The organism is Enterobacter sp. LM3 (assembly GCF_046622475.1).
GTDB classification, from domain to species: domain Bacteria; phylum Pseudomonadota; class Gammaproteobacteria; order Enterobacterales; family Enterobacteriaceae; genus Enterobacter; species Enterobacter cloacae_P.
Window position 1 is genome coordinate 56,266 of sequence record NZ_JBJURN010000012.1, and the last position, 22,583, is coordinate 78,848.

The 22,583-nt window shown below is 54.3% G+C and carries 18 protein-coding genes; 8 read left to right on the plus strand and 10 right to left on the minus strand.

Annotated elements, in window-relative coordinates; all coding sequences use genetic code 11:
• Window positions 1-7: 7 nt before the first annotated feature.
• The 7 genes from lldD to ACJ9N4_RS14065 form a co-directional block, all read right to left on the minus strand.
• Entirely contained in the window at window positions 8-1,195 is a 1,188-nt protein-coding gene (lldD, locus tag ACJ9N4_RS14035; RefSeq protein WP_182273088.1) for an FMN-dependent L-lactate dehydrogenase LldD, read from the minus strand.
• Window positions 1,192-1,965: a transcriptional regulator LldR gene (gene lldR / locus ACJ9N4_RS14040; RefSeq protein ID WP_182273087.1), complete on the minus strand. Its 774-nt coding sequence runs from the start codon at window positions 1,963-1,965 to the stop codon at window positions 1,192-1,194. The genes lldD and lldR overlap by 4 nt, the downstream gene beginning before the upstream one ends.
• The gene (gene lldP, locus ACJ9N4_RS14045) at window positions 1,962-3,617 is read right to left on the minus strand and encodes an L-lactate permease (RefSeq protein ID WP_411500571.1); all 1,656 of its coding nucleotides are present in this window, start codon (window positions 3,615-3,617) and stop codon (window positions 1,962-1,964) included. The genes lldR and lldP overlap by 4 nt, the downstream gene beginning before the upstream one ends.
• A gap of 313 nt (window positions 3,618-3,930) precedes the next feature.
• Window positions 3,931-4,293 (minus strand): YibL family ribosome-associated protein, encoded by a 363-nt coding sequence (locus tag ACJ9N4_RS14050; protein ID WP_182273086.1) that lies wholly within the window; start codon window positions 4,291-4,293, stop codon window positions 3,931-3,933.
• Window positions 4,294-4,351: 58 nt separating this feature from the next.
• Window positions 4,352-4,942: a mannitol operon repressor MtlR gene (gene mtlR / locus ACJ9N4_RS14055; protein WP_182273085.1), complete on the minus strand. Its 591-nt coding sequence runs from the start codon at window positions 4,940-4,942 to the stop codon at window positions 4,352-4,354.
• On the minus strand, window positions 4,939-6,102 hold the full coding sequence (gene mtlD / locus ACJ9N4_RS14060) for a mannitol-1-phosphate 5-dehydrogenase (protein WP_411500572.1): 1,164 nt from the start codon (window positions 6,100-6,102) through the stop codon (window positions 4,939-4,941). The genes mtlR and mtlD overlap by 4 nt, the downstream gene beginning before the upstream one ends.
• A gap of 82 nt (window positions 6,103-6,184) precedes the next feature.
• A complete protein-coding gene (locus ACJ9N4_RS14065; protein ID WP_411500573.1) occupies window positions 6,185-8,092 on the minus strand; it encodes a PTS mannitol transporter subunit IICBA in 1,908 nt (635 codons plus the stop codon).
• Window positions 8,093-8,751: 659 nt separating this feature from the next.
• Between ACJ9N4_RS14065 and ACJ9N4_RS14070 the strand changes: the two genes are divergently transcribed.
• From ACJ9N4_RS14070 to aldB, 7 genes are all read left to right on the plus strand, one after another.
• A complete protein-coding gene (locus tag ACJ9N4_RS14070) occupies window positions 8,752-9,108 on the plus strand; it encodes a DUF3302 domain-containing protein (protein WP_182273082.1) in 357 nt (118 codons plus the stop codon).
• Window positions 9,109-9,110: 2 nt separating this feature from the next.
• Window positions 9,111-10,247 (plus strand): HlyD family secretion protein, encoded by a 1,137-nt coding sequence (locus ACJ9N4_RS14075; RefSeq protein WP_196390677.1) that lies wholly within the window; start codon window positions 9,111-9,113, stop codon window positions 10,245-10,247.
• A gap of 90 nt (window positions 10,248-10,337) precedes the next feature.
• Window positions 10,338-10,946, plus strand: a complete 609-nt coding sequence (locus tag ACJ9N4_RS14080) for a glutathione S-transferase (RefSeq protein WP_196390678.1) — start codon at window positions 10,338-10,340, stop codon at window positions 10,944-10,946.
• A gap of 103 nt (window positions 10,947-11,049) precedes the next feature.
• The gene (gene selA, locus ACJ9N4_RS14085) at window positions 11,050-12,435 is read left to right on the plus strand and encodes an L-seryl-tRNA(Sec) selenium transferase (protein ID WP_182273080.1); all 1,386 of its coding nucleotides are present in this window, start codon (window positions 11,050-11,052) and stop codon (window positions 12,433-12,435) included.
• The gene (gene selB / locus ACJ9N4_RS14090; RefSeq protein ID WP_411500574.1) at window positions 12,432-14,288 is read left to right on the plus strand and encodes a selenocysteine-specific translation elongation factor; all 1,857 of its coding nucleotides are present in this window, start codon (window positions 12,432-12,434) and stop codon (window positions 14,286-14,288) included. The genes selA and selB overlap by 4 nt, the downstream gene beginning before the upstream one ends.
• Window positions 14,289-14,457: 169 nt before the next feature.
• The gene (yiaY, locus tag ACJ9N4_RS14095; protein WP_411500575.1) at window positions 14,458-15,609 is read left to right on the plus strand and encodes an L-threonine dehydrogenase; all 1,152 of its coding nucleotides are present in this window, start codon (window positions 14,458-14,460) and stop codon (window positions 15,607-15,609) included.
• 85 nt (window positions 15,610-15,694) lie between these two features.
• Window positions 15,695-17,233, plus strand: coding sequence for an aldehyde dehydrogenase AldB (gene aldB, locus ACJ9N4_RS14100; RefSeq protein WP_182273077.1), 1,539 nt, complete (start codon window positions 15,695-15,697; stop codon window positions 17,231-17,233).
• Here aldB and ACJ9N4_RS14105 read toward each other — a convergent pair.
• Window positions 17,230-18,195, minus strand: a complete 966-nt coding sequence (locus ACJ9N4_RS14105; RefSeq protein WP_182273076.1) for a LysR family transcriptional regulator — start codon at window positions 18,193-18,195, stop codon at window positions 17,230-17,232. The two genes, aldB and ACJ9N4_RS14105, sit on opposite strands and share 4 nt — an antisense overlap.
• Before the next feature lie 121 nt (window positions 18,196-18,316).
• Here ACJ9N4_RS14105 and ACJ9N4_RS14110 point away from each other — a divergent pair, with 121 nt between their 5' ends.
• A complete protein-coding gene (locus ACJ9N4_RS14110) occupies window positions 18,317-19,057 on the plus strand; it encodes a MipA/OmpV family protein (RefSeq protein WP_182273075.1) in 741 nt (246 codons plus the stop codon).
• 136 nt (window positions 19,058-19,193) lie between these two features.
• On the opposite strand, the gene ACJ9N4_RS14115 is transcribed toward ACJ9N4_RS14110, so the two are convergent.
• Window positions 19,194-21,149: a glycoside hydrolase family 127 protein gene (locus ACJ9N4_RS14115; RefSeq protein WP_395122761.1), complete on the minus strand. Its 1,956-nt coding sequence runs from the start codon at window positions 21,147-21,149 to the stop codon at window positions 19,194-19,196.
• Between the two features lie 10 nt (window positions 21,150-21,159).
• Window positions 21,160-22,560 (minus strand): MFS transporter, encoded by a 1,401-nt coding sequence (locus tag ACJ9N4_RS14120; protein ID WP_182273073.1) that lies wholly within the window; start codon window positions 22,558-22,560, stop codon window positions 21,160-21,162.
• Window positions 22,561-22,583 lie beyond the last annotated feature (23 nt).

The following is a 22,583-nucleotide window of genomic DNA, read 5'->3' on the forward strand; positions in this document are numbered from 1 at the left end:
ACTTTCATTACGCTGCGTCCCCCTGAGCAAGCGCTGCCAGCGATGCAGGTAATTTACTCAGCTCCTGTACCAGTGAATCCTGGCTGATTTCACCGATCGTTTTCGTGCCGGTCAGCGTCATCGCCACCTTCATCTCTTTCTCGATCAGGTTCAGCAGGTTTGCCACGCCCGCCTGGCCGTGGGTGGCCAGCGCATAGAGGTACGCGCGCCCCAGCAATACGCTGTCTGCACCGAGCGCTATCATGCGCACCACGTCCAGCCCGCTGCGGATACCGCTGTCGGCCAGAATGGCGATATCGCCTTTCACTGCGTCAGCAATGGCCGGCAGCGCGCGCGCAGAAGAGAGCACCCCATCAAGCTGACGTCCGCCATGGTTTGACACCACAATACCGTCCGCACCAAAGCGCACGGCGTCGCGGGCATCGTCCGGATCGAGGATCCCCTTGATCACCATCGGGCCGTCCCAGAATTCGCGGATCCACTCCAGGTCTTTCCAGGAGATTGACGGATCGAAGTTATTCGCCAGCCAGCCGATGTAATCTTCCAGCCCGGTCGGTTTACCCAGATAGGCTGAAATATTACCCAGGTCGTGCGGACGCCCGTTCAGGCCAACATCCCACGCCCACTGCGGGTGAGTCACCGCCTGCCAGTAGCGGCGCAGGGCGGCATTCGGGCCGCTCATACCGGAGTGGGCATCACGATAGCGTGCGCCTGGTGTTGGCATATCGACGGTAAAGACCAGCGTTGAGCACCCTGCTGCTTTGGCGCGCTCCAGTGCGTTACGCATAAAGCCGCGATCGCGCAGGACATACAGCTGGAACCACATCGGGCGCTTAATGGTGGGGGCGACTTCTTCAATCGGGCAGACGGAAACGGTGGAGAGGGTAAAGGGGATCCCTTTGGCATCTGCCGCTGCTGCCGCCTGCACTTCACCACGACGGGCGTACATGCCGCACAAACCGACGGGGGCGAGGGCCACCGGCATGGAGAGCGTTTCATTAAACAGCGTTGTCTCCAGGCTCAGATCGGACATATTCTTCAGCACGCGCTGGCGCAGGGCCACGTCTGACAGATCTTCCACATTGCGGCGCAGGGTATGTTCGGCATACGCGCCGCCGTCGATATAGTGGAACAGGAATGGCGGCAAAATGCGCTGCGCCGCGGCGCGATAGTCACTGGCTGCGGAAATAATCATGCTTTGTTCTCCCTGGAAATATCGTTGTCGCCAGGCAGACGGGTAATACGCGCCTGTCGGGCCTGATCTTCATCGAAGCGTTTAATGGTGGTGTGGACGAAGCCCAGATGCGCCATCATCGCTTTGCGCGCGGCGTCGGCATCACCGGCCAGAATGGCGTTGAGTACCGCCTCATGCTGCTCGGTCAGCCGGGCAAAAACGGGCGGAACCAGATACATACGCTGACGGCTCTGCTTCACGGAAGATTGCAGCAGGTCGAAGAAACCGCGCATGGTTTGCAGCAGAACGACGTTGTGCGACGCCTCGGCAATCGCCAGATGAAAGCGCACGTCCGCCTGGGAGGCGATGTCCGGGTCGCTGCTTTGGGTCGCTTCGAAGCAGGCTTTGAGCTTCTCTTTGTCGGCCTCAGTTGCCCGCATGGCCGCATGCCAGGCGGTGCTGGTTTCGATGGCGTGGCGTGCTTCGAGGATGTCAAAGCTGTAGTCCGGGTCGTTTTCCATCAGCGTTTTCAGCGGCTGGACGATGTTTTGCTCGGACCAGTCATCATGCTGCCAGCGGACAAATGTGCCACCGCCGCGACGGCTCAGCAACACGCCTTCACTAACCAGCGTGGCCAGCGCTTCGCGCAGTGAATTGCGCGACACACCAAGCTGAGCGGCAAGCTGGCGCTCGGCGGGCAACTTCATGCCCGCCTCCAGCTGTTGTTCTTCAATCAGCGCCCGCACGCGAGAGGCAATCTCGTCGGACAGGCGTCTGGGCATCACTATCATGGGATCATCCAGGTTAAGACATAGGCCTGCAGCGTGGTGATTACCCCGACCATGCAGGTAAATATCAGGCTGTGTTTAACGGTAAAGCGGAACAGATCCGACTCTTTACCCACCAGTCCCACCGCGGCACAGGCAATGGCGATGGACTGCGGAGAAATCATCTTGCCGGTGACGCCGCCAGTGGTATTGGCCGCAACCAGCAGTACGTCTGAGACGCCGATCTGCTGCGCGGCTGTCGCTTGTAGTGCGGCAAACAGGGCGTTAGATGAGGTGTCTGAACCGGTCAGGAATACCCCCAGCCAGCCGAGGAATGGCGAGAAGAAGGTAAAGGCATGGCTGGTATGAGCCAGCGCCAGTGCCAGCGTGGAGGAGAGGCCGGAGTAGTTCGAAATAAATGCGAACGCCAGCACCATGCCGATGGAGTAAATCGGCAGCATCAGTTCTTTAATGGTTGCCGCAAAGGTCTGAATGGCGGCGGCAGGTTTCATGCGCAGCCATACCACTGAAAGAATAGCGGCAAACAGGATGGCCGTACCGGTTGCGGAGAACCAGTCAAATTTATACACCGCAGCATACGGCGTGGCCGCGTGTACCACGGGTGGCATGCGGGCAACCATCTTGTCGAGGAACGGCACGGAGATGTTAATCACCATGTCGTACAGCGCACCGCCAGGGGCGAACAGGGCTTTAAACGGTGGAATGCTCCACAGCGTAACGGTTGCGGTCAGGAACAGGAACGGTGACCATGCGCGGACAATCTGCCCCGGGGTGTAGCCTGTGCGTGCCAGTGTGTTATCGACCTGCGCAGCACCCATATCGGCAAAACGGAAAATACGCACCGGCTGCCAGCGCTTCAGGAACAACGTCAGACAGACCAGTGAGACCAGCGAGGAGATAATGTCCGGCAGTTCCGGGCCGAGGAAGTTTGAGCTGAGGAACTGGGCAATAGCGAACGAACCACCCGCCACCATCACTGCAGGCCAGGTCTCTTTCACACCGCGCCAGCCGTCCATAATCGCCATGATCCAGAACAGCACAATGATGGTCAGGAACGGCAACTGGCGGCCAACCATCTGGCCAATTTCGAAGCTGTTCAGCCCGGTAACCTGTCCGGCCACCAGAATCGGAATCCCCATTGCACCAAATGCCACCGGTGCGGTGTTCACAATCAGGCAAAGACCTGCGGCATACAGTGGGTTAAAGCCCAGGCCTACCAGTAATGCGGCGGTGATCGCTACAGGCGCACCAAACCCTGCCGCACCCTCAAGAAATGCGCCGAAGGAGAAGCCGACAATCAGCATCTGTAAGCGCTGGTCAGGTGTGATGGAGAGGATCGACGAGCGGATTATGTCGAACTGCCCGGTTTTCACCGAGATTTTATAGACAAACACCGCAGCAATGATGATCCACGCAATCGGCCACAGGCCGTAGAAGAAGCCATACGCGACGGAAGCCAGGGCGCGGTCGACCGGCATTTTATAGAAAAACAGCGCCACCAGAAGGGCGATGGTGACGGTGTACGTGGCGGCAAGATAGCCCTTCAGCTTGAGCTTAATCAGCGCAAAGAAGAAGAACAGGATCGGAAGCGATGCGATCAGACTCGACAGCCAGATATTCCCGGCTGGATCGTAGTTTTGTTGCCAGAGGCTCATGCAGGTCTCCTGGGGACCATACAGTCTGCACTTCGGGTGAGTCTCCGCTCATCTCCGTGTCACAGTCTGTGTAAAAGTGGTCCTGCCAATGTTGTTGTGTAGGGTGAATGACAATGAATGGTTAACTGAATGTTATAGATAGGCAATGATTTTGTGAGCAGAAATGATGGAAATGTGAACCGTGGGAGGATTGGTTATGGGATTGGTTGGGCCAATTTGAAGTGGGATGGGACCTGATACCCTCACCCCGGCAAACTGCGCCGTACAGTCCCCTCGCCCCTTTGGGGAGAGGGTTAGGGTGAGGGGAAAATGATCAGAACGCCGTCTTACAAAAACCCGTCATCTCTTTCAGGCCCATTTCACGGCCAAGTTCGGTCATCGGGTGCACCACCACCAGGCCACGGACGCTTTTCTTCAGCTTGCCCATGTCAGCCTGCTCTTTTTTGGTGATCGCGCGACGGTGCGGCATGTTCATCAGCTTCTGGGCTTCTTTGCTCAGCTTCTGGCCTTTAACTTCGCGCAGACGTTCGATTTCTGTTTCGAGCGTGGCTGTCTCTTTTTCGAGCTCAGCGTACTTTTCAGCGGAATCGATAAGTGACAGACCAGCCATCTGGTGGCGGATCAGATCCAGGCGGTCGCTCAGGCGTTTAATTTCGTTCTTTTCGACTTCTTTCATGACAAATGACTCTAAAAACGGGGGAATTTACAGGAAGGATACACCAATGTGCGCAGGCTTACTTCTGAAACGCTTTTTTTAAGCTGATTCGGGAAATCAGCTCTGTCAGGGAAAGCACCATAGTGGATCTGACAACCTGTTGATAACGAAGCTTTTGCATCGCGTACAGTTCAGGATCGCTGTTATCAAAATGCGGTGCAGGAGGCAGTGCGGAGACGCAGTGTAGCTCGCCGAGAGGTCCCAGAATTTCATCATCGGTGAAGGCGTACTCATTCCCGTCATGATTTAACTCTTCGCGCAGCGCCATTAACAGCTCAGCGTCTTCATACTCTGGCCTGCTCAGCACGCCAAGACCATAAATCAGCTTCAGGCGAACCGATAAATCGCCCAGCGGTCCGTCTCCGTCCAGTAACGGTTCTACAGCATATTTTACCGCGTAGTCGTCTTTGCGAAACACCTGAAGTACCAGAATGTTCACCGCCTCTGTCAGTAATTCGACGGCGGCAATCAGGAAACTTCGTACGGTTTTGCCAGCATTCAGACGCTCAAGCACACGATTTTCAAAGGCCTGGGTTTGTTCCATTATTGCCTGCATATCTGACAATCTGTAATTTGGGCGCAGGTTAACCTGCGCCGCATTCTGCATCATTTGGTTGCGTTGTATGCGTTAACCGCCTCCACAACCACGTTGCTGTTGGCATCCAGACCAGAAATCTGCGCCAGTGCAGCCTGTGGGCCTTCATCGCCGATCAACTGAGCCAGCTCCTGTGCCTGTGGATCCTGCTCGCTGCGGTAATGCATCGCGGCAGCAATCCCTTTCACCAGGCTGGCATGCGGCAGGCTGTATTCCAGCGTACCCAGCAGGGGCTTAATCAGGCGGTCACCTGCGCTCAGTTTACGCAATGGCTGACGGCCAACGCGCTCAACGTCATCTTTCAGATACGGGTTTTCAAAACGACCGAGGATTTTCTGGATGTATGCTGCGTGTTTGTCAGCATCAAAACCGTAACGTTTGATCAGCACCGCGCCGCTCTCTTCCATTGCCCCTTTCACCACCGCGCGGATGTTCTCATCGAGGATCGCATCACGAATGGTCTGATGACCGGCCAATTTTCCGAGGTACGCGGTTATAGCATGCCCGGTGTTCAGCGTGAAGAGTTTACGTTCGACAAATGCCATCAGGTTATCAGTTAATTCCATTCCCGGGATGGTCGGCAGCGTACCTTTAAACTGCGTTTTATCGACGATCCACTCGCTGAAGGTTTCTACCGTCACTTCCAGCGGGTCGTGGGTGGCGGATTCAGACGGCGGTACGATACGGTCAACGGCGGAATCCACAAAGCCAACGTGCGCTTCAACCCAGGCTTTGTCTTCGTCGGCGATGGCTGCCAGAACGTGGCCTTTCAGCTGCGTGGTACCGCGTACCATGTTTTCGCAGGCGATGATGTTCAGTGGGGTTTCGATACCCTGTGCTTTACGTTTTGCCAGACCTTTTGCTACCGCAGGAGCGATGCGTTCAAGCACGACCGGGCCAACGGCCGTCGTGACCAGGTCAACGCTTGCGATCAGGTCAATCACGTCGTCACCAATGCTGCTTACTGCATTTACGCCAGATACCGTCTCAACCTGCTCGTTTTCTCCCACCACGTGTACCTGGTAGCTATGACGGGCATTCAGGGCGTCGAGTACTACCTGATTCACATCGGCGAATGTCAGCGTAATGCCCGCGTCTGCCAGCAGTTTGCCGATAAAACCACGACCGATATTACCTGCGCCAAAATGTAATGCTTTCATAGTGTTAACCTTCATCAATGTTTTTACCCGAGAGGGCTGGGGTGAGGCTTATCCCTCACCCTAACCCTCTCCCAAAGGGAGAGGGAATAGTTCGGACTTACTTGTTTAAGAGAGCCAGTACTTCTTCTACGCTGGTGGTGCTGGCCAGGCGCTCAATGACAGACTCGTCATCCAGGGCGTTGGTCAGGCTGGTAATCACCTGAATGTGCTCGTTGTTACGTGCAGCGATACCAATCACCAGGCGGGCGATGTCGTCTTCTTCTTCACCGAAGCGCACACCCTGTGGATACTGACAGAACACGACGCCGGTTTTCAGCACGCGGTCTTTCGCTTCAACCGTACCGTGTGGAACCGCAATGGATTCTCCCAGGTAGGTTGGGGTCAGTTTTTCACGTTCCAGCATCGCATCAACATATTCAGGCTGAACGTAACCGCCTTTCACCAGCTGCTCACCGGCAAAGCGAATCGCTTCTTCTTTGTTGGAAGCAGTACGGCCCAGGAAGATGTTCTCCGCGCCCAGTTTGAACAGGTGGCTATCGTTTGCATCGAAACTGTCCTGCAGGCTGCTACGCACTTTGACTTCATTGTCTTCATGACGCTGCGCTGCAACCAGACGTTCGGTCAGGCTGGTGTACAGACCGCTGTCCAGGAAGTTGGTCAGCGAAATGTGCTGGGCCTGTGGTACCTGACGCATGGCGCGTTCGGTCAGATCGCGGTGCGTAATAACCAGATCAACATCCGGTGGCAGGCTGTTGATGGCGCTGTTGGTGACGGAGATGTGGGTCAGACCCGCATCCTGTACTTTCTTACGCAGCACGCCTGCACCCATTGCGCTGGAACCCATACCGGCGTCGCAGGCAACGATGATTTTACGTACGTGGCTCAGGTCGTTAGAGATATCACCAGCCGCCAGCGGGGTTGCGCCTTTGGATTCTGCTTTCATGTCGTGCATACGACGGGTAGCCGCTTCGATGTCGTCCTCTTCTTTTACTTTGCTGGTCTTCAGCAGGATAGAAGAAACGACGAAGGAGACCGCCATTGCCGCACAGATAGCTGCAATGTTAGCGAAGTAAGCGCCTTTTGGCGTCATCGCCAGAACTGCCAGGATAGACCCCGGAGATGCCGGAGAAACCAGACCACCACCCAGCACGCTCAGAGTGAACACGCCAGTCATACCGCCGAGGATAACGGCCAGGATCAGACGTGGGTTCATCAGCACGTACGGGAAGTAAATCTCGTGGATACCACCCAGGAAGTGGATGATAGCCGCACCGCCAGCAGACTGTTTTGCGCTACCGCGACCGAAGAAGATGTACGCCAGCAGAACACCCATACCCGGGCCTGGGTTTGCTTCAATCAGGAAGAAGATAGACTTGCCAAGCTCATGGGACTGCTGAATACCCAACGGTGAGAAGATACCGTGGTTGATGGCGTTGTTGAGGAACAGGATTTTCGCCGGTTCAACAAAGATGGACGCCAGCGGCAGCATGTCATGCACAACCATGAAGTTAACGCCCGCTGACAGAACCTTGGACAGCACTTCAACTGCCGGGCCAATGCCGAGGAATGCCAGCAGCGCCAGGATCATACCGATGATACCGGCAGAGAAGTTGTTCACCAGCATTTCGAAGCCAGAGCGGATCTTACCATCAACCCAGGCGTCGAAATGTTTGATCGCCCAGCCGCCCAACGGCCCGGCAATCATTGCCCCGAGGAACATCGGCATATCCGCACCGACGATAACACCCATCGTGGTAATAGCACCGACCACACCACCACGGTCACCGCCGACCAGACGACCACCGGTGAAACCGATGAGCAGAGGCAGCAGATAGGTAATCATTGGGCCAACAAGTTTCGCCAGCGTTTCGTTAGGCAACCACCCTGTCGGAATGAACAATGCAGTGATGATACCCCACGCGATAAACGCGCCGATATTTGGCATCACCATGTTGCTGAGGAAGCGACCAAAGCTTTGAACTTTGATCTTGAAATCGGATGACATAAAACACCCCTTCTTCTGTTTACGCTAAGGCTTGCGGCCCGAGGTTTATCGTTAATGTGCGGCGGTAGAGGTAGCCGGGCTCTGTTCTGATGTTGTGAAATCTGGCACTGAATCGTTCAACTGTCCAGACGGTGAAAATTTGTGTGATCTAAATCACGCAAATGTAGGGTGAGAGGATATTAATGAAGTGATGTTGATCACAAAAGTGGCGCATAAAAAAAATACAACGGGCATAAAAAGAGCAAAATGCCCCATTATTTGTGATAAATGTCACATTGACTGGTCGCGTGTTTGTTTGTGAATTGTGATTCCATTCACAAAAAATTTTATGCTGATTTCTACGGATGTGATCGACGGCAAGCTCTGCTTTTCCGCCAGGCACCAGGATGTTTGCAGGTAACATTTAAAGCTAAAAAAACACTTTTTAAATGTGGTATGGCGAAAAGCAAAAACCTGGATTACGCTGATATTGTAAGGTTAAGTCTATTATTATTTATGATATATTTTGACACGCTTATAAACTTGCGTGGAGATATTGTATAAAACGATACTCACCGGCTTTGAAATAGTAATCGCGCTATCTGTGTTTAAAATAAACTAATTGGTTTGTGTACCATTTTATCAATTTAATGAGTTGACGTTGTTTAAGTGAGGAGAATATGTTTCTCAACTATTTTGCGCTGGGCGTATTGATTTTTGTGTTCCTGGTTCTGTTTTATGGAATCATTGCCATCCATGACATCCCTTATAATATGGCCAAAAAGCGGAACCATCCCCATGCCGATGCTATTCATACAGCGGGCTGGATTAGTCTGTTTACACTGCATGCTATCTGGCCATTCCTGTGGATCTGGGCAACCCTCTACCAGCCAGAACGTGGCTGGGGAATGCAAAACCACATTTCGCCGTCAGGGGGAAGCCCTGACGTCGATGCGCTTGCAAAACGTGTAGCCGATTTGGAGCAAAAACTGGCCGCGGTGCAACCCACTGCTGATAAGAACACGCTGGAGCGCTAATCATGGATTTGTTGATTATTCTGACCTATGTGGCATTTGCCTGGGCCATTTTTAAAATATTCCGTATTCCGGTAAACCAGTGGACGCTCGCCACCGCCACCTTAGGTGGGGTATTTATTGTCGCGGGCCTCATCTTATTAATGAACTATAACCATCCGTATACTTTTACGGCGCAAAAAGCGGTTATTTCAATTCCGATTACGCCGCAGGTTACAGGGATTGTCAGTGAAGTCACCGATAAAAATAACCAGCTCATTAAAAAAGGTGACGTGTTATTTAAACTCGATCCAGGCCGCTATCAGGCGCGCGTCGACAGGCTGCAGGCAGACCTGGTGACCGCCACGCATAATATCGACAATCTGAAAGCACAGCTTTCGGAAGCGGTAGCCAATACCACCCGTGTGTCTGCTGAACGTGACCGTCTGTATAAAGATTATCAGCGTTATTTGAAAGGCAGCCAGGCAAAGGTTAACCCGTTCTCTGAAAGCGATATCGACAACGCGCGTCAGAACTATCTGGCACAGGATGCACTGGTAAAAGGCTCCGTTGCCGAGCAGACGCAGATCCAGACTCAATTAGACAGTATGGTTAACGGTGAACAATCCCAGGTTGCTTCTCTGCGCGCCCAGCTTGCTGAGGCGACATACAATCTGGAACAGACTGTGGTGCGTGCACCGAGCAATGGCTATATCACCCAGGTGCTGATCCGTCCGGGAACCTATGCAGCGGCACTGCCTCTGCGTCCGGTGATGGTCTTTATTCCGGAACAAAAACGGCAGATTATTGCTCAGTTCCGTCAGAACTCGTTACTGCGTCTGAAACCGGGTGATGAAGCGGAAGTCGTGTTCAACGCGCTGCCGGGTCAGGTGTTCTCCGGTAAGCTCACCAGCATTCTGCCGGTAGTGCCTGGCGGTTCGTATCAGGCTCAGGGAGCGTTGCAGTCTCTGACGGTGGCACCGGGGATGGACGGCGTAATTGGTACCATCGAACTGGATCCGAATGCTGATGTTGATGCATTGCCAGATGGTATCTATGCCCAGGTGGCGGTCTATTCCGACCACTTCGCACATGTTTCCGTGATGCGTAAGGTGCTGTTGCGTATGACCAGCTGGATGCACTACCTCTACCTCGACCATTAATCCTTCCAGGGGCAGGAATGCGATACGCATACCTGCCTTTTTTCATTGCTTGATCCATACTGGTTCTTTTCCGGCATCAAGGATCAGGCAATGAAACTCATCGGCAGCTACACCAGTCCCTTCGTGCGCAAAATTTCGGTTCTCCTGCTGGAGAAAGGGATTGAATTTGAATTTGTAAATGAACAGCCTTATCACGCCGAAAATGGCGTCGCGCAGTACAACCCGTTGGGAAAAGTCCCGGCGCTGGTGACGGATGAGGGGGAATACTGGTTTGATTCTCCGGTTATTGCGGAGTATATCGAACTGCTCGATGTCGCCCCGGCGATGCTGCCGCGTGAGCCAAAAGCAGCGCTGATGATGAAGCAAATTGAAGCCCTGGCCGATGGCATTATGGATGCCGCGCTCGCCTCTGTACGCGAGCAGGCAAGACCTGCCGCGCAGCAATCGGAAGCGGAGCTATTGCGGCAGCGTGAAAAAATCAACCGCAGCCTGGATATGTGCGAGCAGCTCATCCGGGAGGGTAAAATTCAACGTGATAGCCTGGATCTGGCAACGATTGCTATCGCCTGCGCCATCGGCTATCTCAACTTTCGTCGCGTTTCCCCAGGCTGGTGCGTCGAGCGTCCATTACTGGTGAAACTTGCTCAAACGCTCTTCCAGCGTGAAAGCTTTGCCCGTACCGAACCGCCAAAGGCTTGATGCGGGTTATAACACTTCACTGCCAGAGGCGGTACAATCCCTCTACATGTTAACTCCCTCTCCCGTCGGGAGGGGGGATGATATTTACTCGCCAGGCGCTTTCATGACTACTCATCATTCTCTCTACAGCCAGATCCCTGCTACCGATCGTCTGCTTCGTGAGCCTCACGTCCTTGCCGCACTGGAGCGGTTCGGCCATACCGCGACGGTAGACATGTTACGCCTGCTTCAGGGCGAAGCCCGCAGCCATATTCAGGCAGAAAACACATTGCCGGACTGGTGCGCTGCGTGGGGGCAGGAGGCCGGGAAAAGGCTGATTGAGAAAGCGCAAAGCGCGTTGCGTCCGGTCATTAACCTGACGGGAACCGTTTTGCATACCAACCTGGGGCGTGCGCAACAGGCAGAAGCGGCGGTAGATGCCGTGACGCAGGTCATGCGTTCGCCCGTCACGCTGGAGTACGATCTGGACGGAGCCGGTCGCGGACACCGTGACCGTGCCCTGGCAGATCTTCTCTGCCAGCTTACCGGCGCGGAAGATGCCTGCATTGTGAATAACAATGCGGCGGCGGTGCTGTTGATGCTGGCGGCCACCGCGAGCGGTAAAGAGGTGGTCGTATCCCGCGGTGAACTGGTGGAGATTGGCGGTGCGTTTCGTATTCCGGATGTGATGCGCCAGGCGGGCTGCACTCTGCATGAAGTGGGAACCACTAACCGCACCCATGCGAAAGATTATCGCGCTGCGGTGAATGAAAATACTGCGCTGCTGATGAAGGTGCATACCAGTAATTACCATATTGAAGGTTTTACCAAAACCGTCGATGAAGCGGAGCTGGCGGCGCTCGGGCACGAGCTGAATGTGCCGGTCATTGCCGATCTCGGCAGCGGCTCGCTGGTGGATCTGAGTCAGTACGGTTTACCAAAAGAACCTATGCCACAGGAGATGATTGCGGCAGGGGTAAGCCTCGTGAGTTTTTCCGGCGACAAACTGCTGGGCGGGCCGCAGGCGGGAATTATCGTTGGTAAGCGCGAGCTGATTGCTAAGCTGCAGCAACACCCGCTCAAGCGCGCCCTGCGGGCGGATAAAATGACGCTCGCCGCGCTGGACGCGACGCTGCGACTCTATCTCCACCCGGAGAAACTGGGCGACCGACTGCCAACACTGCGTCTGCTGACGCGTGATGCTGCCTCAATTCGCGCTCAGGGCGAGCTGCTGTTGTCAAACGTCGTGCCGCACTACCCTGGTTTTGATGTGCGCCTCGAATCCTGTCAGTCGCAGATTGGCAGCGGCTCTCTGCCCGTGGACAGACTGCCCAGTGCGGCGCTCACGTTCACACCCCGTGACGGACGCGGCAGCCAGCTTGATGCGCTGTCGGCTCGCTGGCGCGCATTGCCGACACCCATTATCGGGCGCATATACGATGGCCGAATGTGGCTGGATTTACGCTGTCTTGAAGATGAAGAGCGATTTCTGGAGATGCTGTTGAAATGATTATTGCCACCGCCGGTCACGTTGACCACGGAAAAACCACCTTATTGCAGGCTATCACGGGCGTAAATGCCGATCGTCTGCCGGAAGAGAAAAAGCGCGGCATGACCATCGATCTGGGTTATGCCTACTGGCCGCAGCCCGATGGCCGCGTGCTGGGGTTTATTGATGTACCTGGGCACGAAAAATTTCTTTCCAATATGCTGGCGGGCGTGGGGGGCATTGACCATGCGCTACTGGTGGTGGCATGTGATGATGGCATCATGGCGCAGACGCGTGAGCACCTGGCAATCCTGCAACTGACGGGCAACCCGCAGCTGACCGTTGCCCTGACCAAAGCTGACCGCGTGGATGAGGCTCGCATTGACGAGGTGCGCGAAACGGTGCAGGCCGCACTGCGTGAATACGGTTTTGCCGATGCGCTGCTGTTTGTCACCGTGGCGACGGAGGGGCGCGGCATTGATGCCCTGCGCAACCATCTACAGCAACTTACACCACGTGAGCACGTCAGCGATCACCGCTTCCGTCTGGCGATCGACAGGGCGTTTACCGTTAAAGGGGCGGGTCTGGTGGTCACCGGTACGGCACTGAGCGGCGAAGTGAACGTGGGAGATACCCTGTGGCTAACGGGCGTTAACAAACCGATGCGCGTGCGGGGTTTGCATGCGCAAAACCAGCCTGCTGAGCGTGCCCATGCCGGGCAGCGAATCGCACTGAATATTGCCGGAGATGCGGAAAAAGAGCAGCTTAACCGTGGTGACTGGCTGCTGGCCGATGCACCACCTGAACCGTCTGAGCGGGTGATCGTCTCCCTGCAGACGCATATACCGCTTACCCAGTGGCAGCCGTTGCACATTCATCATGCGGCCAGCCATATTACCGGGCGTGTGTCGCTGCTGGAAAATGACCTCGCTGAACTGGTTTTCGACGCTCCACTGTGGCTTGCCGATAATGACCGCCTGGTGCTGCGGGACATTTCGGCGCGGGAAACGCTGGCCGGGGCGCGCGTGGTAACGCTCAATCCCCCCCGTCGTGGTAAACGTAAGCCCGAGTATCTTCAGTGGCTGGCAGCGCTGGCGCAGGCGCAGGATGATAAGGCTGCATTGCTGGTTCATCTGGAGCGCGGTGCTGTCAATCTTGTTGATTTCGCGTGGGCTCGCCAGCTCAGCGGTGAGGGGTTGCGCCGGCTGACACAAGAGCCAGGTTTTATTCAGGCCGGTTATAGTCTGCTGAACGCGCCAGTTGCGGCATGCTGGCAGCGTAAAGTGTTGAACACGCTGGCGACATACCATGAACAGCATCAGGATGAACCCGGGCCGGGGCGCGAACGTCTGCGACGCATGGCGTTGCCGATGGAAGACGATGCGCTGGTGTTGCTGCTGATTGAAAATATGCGTGAAAGTGGCGTGATTAAAAGCCACCACGGCTGGTTGCATCTGCCGGATCACAAAGCCGGGTTTACTGCAGAACAAGAGGCGATATGGCAAAAAGTGGTGTCGCTGTTTGGCGATGAGCCGTGGTGGGTTCGCGATCTCGCACGTGAAACGAATACTGATGAGCAGGTGATGCGCCAGGTGTTACGCCATGCCGCACAACAGGGGCTGATAGTGGCGATCGTTAAAGATCGTTATTACCGTAACGATCGGATTGTGGCGTTTGCTAACCTGATCCGCGAGCTGGATCAGGCGCGAGGCTCTACCTGTGCGGCAGATTTCCGCGATCGTCTCAATGTGGGTCGCAAGCTGGCTATTCAAATCCTGGAATATTTTAACCGAATTGGCTTTACCCGCCGCCGTGGTAACGATCATGTATTACGTGATTCATTATTATTTCCTGAAACACAATCAAGGCATTAATACATAATTTGAATAGATCGAAATAGATATATATATATTGATTAACACCTTCGCAGGTTTAAATTTATTAACCTTGCGAAGGTGTACGCAAAAACAAGTTTTTGATCATGTTTTTTAAATAATCTTTTCCGTATGCTGCCGACAGTTTTTATCTCTTTGAGGAAATGTCATGGCTGCATCCGTATTTTATATTCCATCTGTGAATATTATTGGTTCTGATTCATTATCGTGCGCAATGGATACCATGCGTGATTATGGCTGGCGTCGCGCGCTGATTGTTACCGATGCTATGCTGAACAAACTGGGGATGGCTGCTGATATTCAAAACGCACTGAAAGAACGCAATATTAACAGTGTAGTTTATGATGGAACGCACCCTAACCCAACAACAGCAAACGTGGCTGCTGGCCTGGAAATATTAAAAGCCAATCAGTGCGATTGCGTTATTTCTCTTGGCGGTGGCTCACCACACGATTGTGCAAAAGGTATTGCGCTGGTGGCTGCAAACGGCGGCGATATTCGTGATTATGAAGGCGTTGATCGTTCGGCAAAACCGCAATTACCGATGATCGCCATTAATACCACCGCTGGTACTGCATCTGAAATGACGCGCTTCTGTATTATTACCGATGAGGTGCGCCATATTAAAATGGCCATTGTGGATAAACACGTCACGCCAGTGCTGTCGGTTAACGACGCGTCGCTGATGAGCGGCATGCCAAAATCGCTGACGGCAGCAACCGGCATGGATGCTCTGACACACGCGATTGAAGCTTATGTTTCCGTGGCGGCCACACCGATTACCGATGCCTGTGCACTGAAAGCGGTAACGATGATTAGCGAAAACCTGGTGCAGGCTGTCGAAGATGGCAGTAACGCTCAGGCGCGTGAGGCGATGGCGTATGCGCAGTTCCTTGCCGGGATGGCCTTTAACAATGCCTCTTTAGGCTATGTGCATGCAATGGCGCATCAGCTGGGTGGCTTCTACGACCTGCCGCATGGTGTGTGTAACGCAGTACTGCTGCCGCATGTTCAGGTGTTTAACAGCAAAGTGGCGGCGGCGCGCTTGAGTGACTGTGCAAAAGCAATGGGGGTGGATGTCAGCAAGATGACGGATGAGCAGGGCGCTCAGGCCTGCATTGTTGAAATTCGTACTCTGGCGCGCAAGGTAAATATCCCGGCGGGTCTGCGTGAACTGAATGTCAAAGAGGAAGATATTCCGGTTCTGGCAACCAATGCGCTGAAGGACGCCTGCGGGTTCACTAACCCTGTGCAGGCAACCCACGAAGAGATCATGGCGATTTACCGCGCCGCGATGTGACATCCGTCGTAAACCCGTCACCGACTGGCGAGAAAATCGCCAGTCGGAACTACCCTTGTTGTACACCAACAGTAAGGAGACGGTCATGACAAACAATCCTCCCTCATCGCGCATTCAGCCTGGCGAGTATGGTTTCCCCCTCAAGCTAAAACCGCGTTATGACAACTTTATTGGCGGCGACTGGGTGGCACCCGTCGACGGTGAATACTATTCCAACCTGACGCCTGTCACTGGCCAGCCGCTGTGTGAAATCGCCAGTTCAGGTAAGCGTGATATCGACCTGGCGCTGGATGCTGCGCATAAAGTCAAAGATACATGGGGGCATACCTCCGTTCAGGACAGGGCAGCTATCTTGTTCAAAATCGCCGATCGGATGGAGCAGAATCTGGAGCTGCTGGCGACAGCGGAAACCTGGGACAATGGCAAACCGATACGGGAAACGATGGCGGCGGATGTGCCGCTGGCGATTGACCACTTCCGCTATTTTGCCTCCTGTATTCGCGCGCAGGAGGGCGGGATCAGTGAAGTAGACAGCGACACCGTGGCGTATCACTTCCACGAACCGTTGGGCGTGGTGGGGCAAATTATTCCGTGGAACTTCCCGTTGCTGATGGCGAGCTGGAAAATGGCTCCTGCACTGGCGGCAGGGAACTGCGTTGTGCTGAAACCGGCGCGCTTAACCCCGCTGTCGGTACTGCTGTTGATGGAGGTCATCGGTGACTTGCTGCCGCCTGGCGTGATTAACGTCGTTAACGGGGCCGGGGGCGAGATCGGCGAATATCTGGCTACCTCAAAACGCATTGCCAAAGTGGCGTTTACCGGGTCGACGGAAGTGGGCCAGCAGATCATGCAGTACGCGACTCAGAACATCATACCGGTCACTCTGGAATTGGGGGGGAAATCCCCGAACATCTTCTTTGCTGATGTGATGGACGAAGAAGATGCCTTCTTCGACAAAGCGCTGGAAGGGTTTGCGCTGTTTGCTTTCAACCAGGGGGAAGTCTGTACCTGCCCAAGCCGGGCGCTGGTGCAGGAGTCCATTTATGAACGCTTTATGGAACGGGCAATCCGCCGCGTGGAGTCGATCCGCAGCGGTAACCCGCTTGATAGCGTCACACAGATGGGGGCACAGGTGTCACATGGGCAGCTGGAAACCATCCTCAACTACATTGATATCGGCAAAAAAGAAGGGGCGGATGTGCTGACCGGGGGCCGACGTAAGGTTCTGGGGGGCGATCTGCAGGAGGGCTATTATCTTGAGCCGACGATCCTGTTTGGTCAGAACAACATGCGTGTCTTCCAGGAAGAGATTTTTGGCCCGGTACTGGCCGTGACGACCTTCAAAACGATGGAGGAGGCGCTGGAAATTGCCAACGATACGCAGTATGGCTTAGGTGCTGGCGTCTGGAGCCGCAACGGTAATCTGGCCTATAAGATGGGGCGGGGCATTCAGGCCGGGCGAGTGTGGACTAACTGCTACCACGCTTATCCGGCGCATGCTGCGTTTGGGGGTTACAAGCAGTCGGGTATTGGGCGTGAAACCCATAAGATGATGCTGGAGCATTATCAGCAAACGAAATGTCTGCTGGTCAGCTATTCTGATAAACCACTGGGGCTGTTTTAATTCTCCAGTTCAGGCCGTCCCTGGGCGGCCTGAGCTATTTGCTGACGCAAGCAGTTCAGTACGCCGTCCAGCACATATTGTACGCGCCAGGGTTGATATTCGCGCTTGCGGAATATCGCGGTCAGATCGAGCCACCATTCTTCCTGATGGGGGAAGCAGGGGACAAGCATACCGTGCGTTAGCTCTTTTTTCAGGCTCTCTTTCGGGGCGAAAACAATCCCAAGATTATTTCTGGCCAGTTCCAGCGCCGTCAGCGTATTATCGCAAATATAGTTACCGGTCACTTTGTAATCATGAACGAACTCACTACCATGAGCACGAAAACGCCAGATATTAGCATCATCAACCAGCATTGAATCTATTAATATACAAGAGTGGTTAATTAAATCATCCGGGCCAGAGATGGGGTGGTTAATTAAATATTCTTTTGTCGCAAACGCTGTTACGGAATATTTTGTCAGTACGCTTGCCACTAAATTTTCATCTTTCGGCTGCGCGTAGGTCAGTAAAATGTCGCAATCATCAGGGAATGAAACACCCTCAGAAAATTCATTACTGTCAAGATTGTATGTTTTCAGTGAAAGGTGAATATCACCAATCTCTTCAATTTTGTGGATAACATGGCGCGCCAGATAGGTCACGATACCCGTTGGGGCGTAAATCGTCACTTTCCCGCGTTTTTCATGCTTATAATCGGCAATAAAATTAATTAGTTGGCTATTTTTATCCAGCGAGGCGTTAACGTAGGGTAGCAGAGCCTCGCCAAACTGGGTGAGCGCCAGCTGGCGGGTGGTGCGCTCAAAAACCTTGAGGCCTACGCGCGTCTCAAAGTCAGAGAGATATTTACTCACGTTGGCCTGTGCCATTCCCAACAGGGCGGCGGCATCACCGATGCTGCGGGTTGCGGCAATGACAGAAATAATTTTTAACTCACGTGGCTTCAGTTGTAGTTTATTCATCATGCGCGCCGCATCTATATGATTTTATATATAGTATTATATAAACTGTATCGTTGCATGGGTAAATTTGTAACCATTATTATTATTCGCCTCGCTTGTCTGGCGTTTAAATGGATTGCATGGAATGAATATCAAAAAGAATTTACTCATCGCTGCCACGCTATTTGCCGCATCATCCGCAATGGCCAGTGATTTTTCACTTGGGGTAGGTGCTGTATTTAATGAGTCGCCTTACAAAGGGTATAACGAAAATACTACCGCAGTACCGTTAATTAGCTATGAAGGCGATCGTTTTTACGTACGCCAGACTACAGGGGGATGGATCCTGTGGAAAGATGCTAAAAATGAGTTAAGCCTCACCGCGTCGTGGATGCCTCTGAGCTTTGACCCTGATGACAATGACGACGATCAGATGAAACACCTTGATGAGCGTAAAGCGTCTGCATTCCTGGGTGGGGCATACTATCGCCACGAAAGCTGGGGCTCCCTGAAGTTTGCCGTCTCCGGCGATGCGATGGATGAAAGCGGTGGCATGGTGGGTGAATTGTCATACTTCCACCCTATCCGGATGGAGCGTCTGACCCTGACGCCATCTGCAGGCGTTTTCTACAGTGACGAAAGCTATAACGATTACTACTACGGTGTGTCCAGTAGCGAATCTCGCCGCTCTGGTCTGAAGGAATACACCGCAGGTGACAGCTGGACGCCATACGTTGGCCTGGCGGCGAAATATCAGCTGACCCAGAAGCTGTTCCTGAACGCCAGCGCGGTGTACACCGTGTTGCCTGATGACGTGAAAAACAGCCCGATGATCGACCGTGACGACAGCTTTGCGCTGATGACCGGCATGACCTGGCGTTTCTGATGGTTTAAAACTGTCCCCACGGATGGGGACAGCCTTTTTACTTTACCGGACGGTGGTCTTGTTTTTGTCTGGCCTGCGAGCCTTACTCCCTCTCCCGTGGGAGAGGGTTGGTGTGAGGGTATCAGGCCGCAGATAATCACACCTCATCCACCCAAATCCGCATCTCCCCTTCGCCACGGTTCGCCCAGCTAAACCACGGGATAAAGGTCAGCGTCTGGGGCTGACGCTGCACCGGTGAGCGATCGTACTGCCAGAGAGCACCAGACCCTGTGTCCGTTGTGCGATGAGCCACCCCTTCCGCCTGAATCAGCATCTTGTGTGCGAAAATACCTTTTCCTTCAAAGACCCGGAATTCGCTGTCTGCAGGCAGAGAGAGATTGTGCAGGTTTGCGCCGTTGTCGGCCTCTTCCAGGCAGTAGACCAGCGGGCCGCGCTGTAGCGCGACGTTACCCGCCTGCTGGCGTACCTGCGGGTTGCCATACACCCGGCGAACCGGCATGGGGAGCGTCAGTGTTAATACATCACCTTCCTGCCAGCTGCGCATGAGATAGAGATAGCCGCGTGATACTTCGCCAGTAACCTTTTCACCATTCAGCGTCACGTCAGGCTTCGCGCACCAGTCTGGGAGCCGCAGAGCAAGAGTATGAGTGACAGGAACAGGAGACGTGATCTCGATTTTTACCTGTTCATGCCACGGATAATTACCGCTGATACGCAGCTGTAACGCCTGCTCACCTACCGGTATTGCAACGTCGTTTCCCACGTACAGGTTGATAAACAATGCATCCGGGCGAACGGTATAGATGTAATGGCCCAGTGAGGTCAGCACGCGAGCGATATTTGGCGGGCAACAGGCACAGCCGAACCAGCGCTGGCGTACCGGTTTTACGTGATCATAAATGTGGTTAAATGCCAGCGTCTTAGGATGGACTTCCAGTGGGTTCACATAAAAGAAATGTTTACCATCCAGCGCCATACCACCCAACACCGTGTTGTATAACGCACGTTCCATCACATCGGCATACTGGCTGTCCGCCTCCATCTCCAGCATCCGGCGGGCAAACATCATCAGGCCAATCGAGGCACAGCTTTCAGCATAAACCGTATCATTGGGCAGATCGTAATCACTGCTGAAGGCTTCACCACTGCTTTGCGAGCCGATCCCCCCCGTAATGTACAGCTGGCGTTGCGCCATATTTTCCCACAGCCGTAAACAGTCCTGACGTTTGCCCTCGTCATTGCTCAGGCGAGCCAGATGGGCCATGCCCGTCATCAGGTAGACAAAGCGGACGGCATGACCGATGGCCGTTTGTTGTTCAGCAAGCGGTTGCAGTGCCTGGCTATAGGCTTTGTCTTTGACCATCCACGCCGGGCCATAGTTGTGCCAGTGTGATGTCCTGCCACGTTTCTGGTATTCGATGTCGTAGAAGTGGGGTTGTGCGCCACGCTCCTCAATGAAGTATTTCACCAGGTTCAGGTAACGCGGCTCCTGAGTGACGTCGTAAAGCCGCATCAGCGCCAGCTCAATTTCCGGGTGACCCGGGTAACCGTGTAGCTGGTTCTCTCCGGGGCCAAACACGCTGTCGATATGATCTGCCAGCCTGCATACGACCTCAAGCAGATGGCGCTTTCCGGTTCCCTGGAAATACGCCACGCCGGCTTCAATCATATGCCCGGCGCAGTACAGCTCGTGGCACTCGGCCAGGTTCGTCCAGCGCTCGCCGGGAGCCTTCACTGTGAAGTAGGTGTTGAGATAACCATCCTCACACTGCGCCGCTGCCACCAGCGCAATCACCTCATCGGCGGTCTTTTCCAGTTCCGCATCGGGCTTCTGGCACAGAGACCATGCCACTGCTTCCAGCCATTTCGCCACGTCACTGTCCTGAAACACCATGCCGTAGAATTCACCCTGTTCCAGACCTGCCGCAATGCGGAAGTTGGTGATGGCATGGCTGGGTTCGGCTTCCGTCACGCGATCGTTAAGCGCATCCCACTGGTAGGGGATCACCACATCACGCACCAGCCGTTGATACTGGCCGAGAAACGGGTCGTTGATTTTCAGTTGGTGCAGGTCGGCTTCCATTATGGACATATCATTCTCCTCAGGACAGTACGTGACGCTGGCGCAGGTCGGTGGCAATGCGCGACATCATGGGATTGTTGAGTCTGCACCAGCGAATAGCGACGGCCAGTAGCAGATGGAAAAGGGCGGGGAGCAGCGTTTCCATTGCGGTGATGCCCTGCAACGATGCAGGCGTCTGGTTGCCCACGCCCGGCTGATAGGCCACGGCGATAAACACCAGACTGATGATCCCGGCGCTGGAGGCCCACGCGAGCTTGATGAAAAACAGGTTGAAGGCGAAATTCATGCCCGATGAACGCACACCGGTTTTCCACTCACCGTAGTCGTCGGCGAAGGCCATCAGCGAAAAGTGCAGCGGTAGCGTAAAGCCCAGGATCACGCCATTGCTCAGAATGATAACCAGCCAGAGCGTCTGGTAAGCCGGACCATTAGGCAGGAACCACATACCTGCGGCGAGCCCGGCCAGTAACAGGTTGGTGTAGTAGTAGAGTTTGACGGTATCGAAACGTCGGGACAGGGGATTCACAATGACCGCCCCGAGGATGGCCGCAAAGGTCACCATCGTGAAAAACAGCGAGGTATATGCGGTACTCCCCTGGAGCACGTAGGTGATGAAGTACATATATCCGCCGCCACGGATGTTGAAGACGTTAATCAGCAGGAATGACATCACCAGCATCAGCAGCAACTGGTCGTTTTTACGCAGCCCGGCAAGATGCTCGCGTAAGGTGAATTTGCCCATCAGCGCCAGTGGAACACGCTCGCGCACCCAGAAGAAACAGCACAGAAACATCACCACGGCGATAGCGCAAAGTACGCCAACGCCAAGCTGATAGCCCCGTGCGGCATTGCCCTGGCCCAATTCCGCGACCAGCCATGGCAGGCCAACGGAGACTAAAAAACCGGCAACGCCGCACAGCACAAAGCGCCAGGACTGGCAGGAAATAACCTCGTTATGGCGAGTGGTCATGGTGTTAATCAGCGCGCAATAAGGTACGTTGATGGCGGTGTAACCCACTGACAGCATTAAATACGTCCCGAATGCCCAGGCGATTTTCACCCCCATGCTGGCATCAGGAACGGTGAAGGTCAGTACGCCGATGATCCCGATGGGGAACGCCACCCACAGCTGCCAGGGACGAAAACGCCCCCAGCGGCTCTGCGTGCGGTCAGCAATAATGCCCATCACCGGGTCGGAGATGGCGTCAAATACGCGCAGGGCAATAAACAGCGTGCCCACGAGAGCGGGCGTCAGGCCAAAGATATCGGTATAGAAAAAGGTAAGGAAGTTCATGATCAGGCAAGTGATCACGGTGCCGCCTGCATCGCCCAGGCCATAGCCTATTTTTTCGCGAACGGACAAACGATCATCTCTCGCCCGTTGTGCAACGTCAGATTCGGTAATCGGGGTGGAAGTCATGAGGTAACTCCTCGGTAAGCGAT